The organism is Falsiroseomonas sp. (assembly GCF_030695085.1).
GTDB lineage: Bacteria > Pseudomonadota > Alphaproteobacteria > Acetobacterales > Acetobacteraceae > Falsiroseomonas.
The window spans coordinates 1-1,025 of sequence record NZ_JAUYTS010000234.1 but is presented as its reverse complement, the minus strand read 5'-3'; the positions used below and the strand labels follow the sequence as shown (position 1 = coordinate 1,025).

Annotated in this window: 1 protein-coding gene; it reads right to left on the bottom strand. The window is 71.1% G+C overall.

The features are described 5' to 3' along the window. Nucleotides 1–402 precede the first annotated feature (402 nt). A partial coding sequence (locus tag Q8S40_RS24480) for a helicase-related protein (protein WP_305672498.1) occupies nt 403–1,025 on the bottom strand: 623 nt, incomplete at its 5' end.

The following is a 1,025-nucleotide window of genomic DNA, read 5'->3' as shown; positions in this document are numbered from 1 at the left end:
GGGCCGGACCTCGCCAGCGCGATGGCGGCGAAAAACACCGTCCGAAGCGTCCGATGCGTCCGGATCGGGGGCGGCCGTTAGACTCTCCGGGCGGAAAAACACGGTGTATGGAGTCTACCTCGTCTACCGCGACCCTGGCGGCGCCTGGGTCGGCGCTGCGGCGGCTGGATTGTCAAAGACCGGCCCGGGACCGGGCACGGCCATTATACGGCGGGTCCCGACCATGGTTGGGAGACGGCGGTCTCAAAACCGCAGGGCGTTGAAAGGAAGGCAGGTTTTCCGCCGAAAACGACTATAATTTCTCCCGTGCGTCAGCGGCGGGACGGTCAGGGTTCCGGTCGTGGGCCCGATCAGCATGCCCGCGCTCAAGCAGCGAGCCGCCGCGCGGCGAGCGGTAGCGTCTCAACGAAAGCTGTAGGGGTCCACATCCACCGACAGCCGCACCGACCCCGGGACCTTCACCCGCGCCAGCCAGGCGCGCAGGAAGCCCTGCAGGTCGACGTCGCGGTCGGCCCGGACCAGCAGCCGCTTGCGCCGCCGCCCCCGCACCAGCGCCAGCGGCGCGTCGGCGGGGCCATAGACCTCCAGCCGTTCGGCGTTGGGGATGTTTTCGGCCAGATCGCGGGCGAGCTTCTCGACCGCCATGGCGTTCTCGCTGGACAGGATAATGGCCGCGAGCCGGCCGTGCGGCGGCAGGGCCGCCGCCTCGCGCTCGGCCATCTCCGCCGCCACGAAGGCGTCCCGGTCGCCGGCCGCCAGCGCCATCAGCACCGGATGCTCGGGCGTCCAGGTCTGCAGTATGGCCCGCCCCGGCCGGTCGGCCCGGCCCGCCCGGCCGGTGGCCTGGGTCAAAAGTTGAAAGGTCCGCTCCGCCGCCCGCAGGTCGCCGCCGCGCAGGCCCAGGTCCGCATCGACCACGCCGACCAGGGTCAGGCGCGGAAAAGTGTGTCCCTTGGCCGCCGCCTGGGTGGCGACGAGGATGTCGATTTCGCCGTCGGTCATGCGCTGGATCAGGGCGCGTGCGG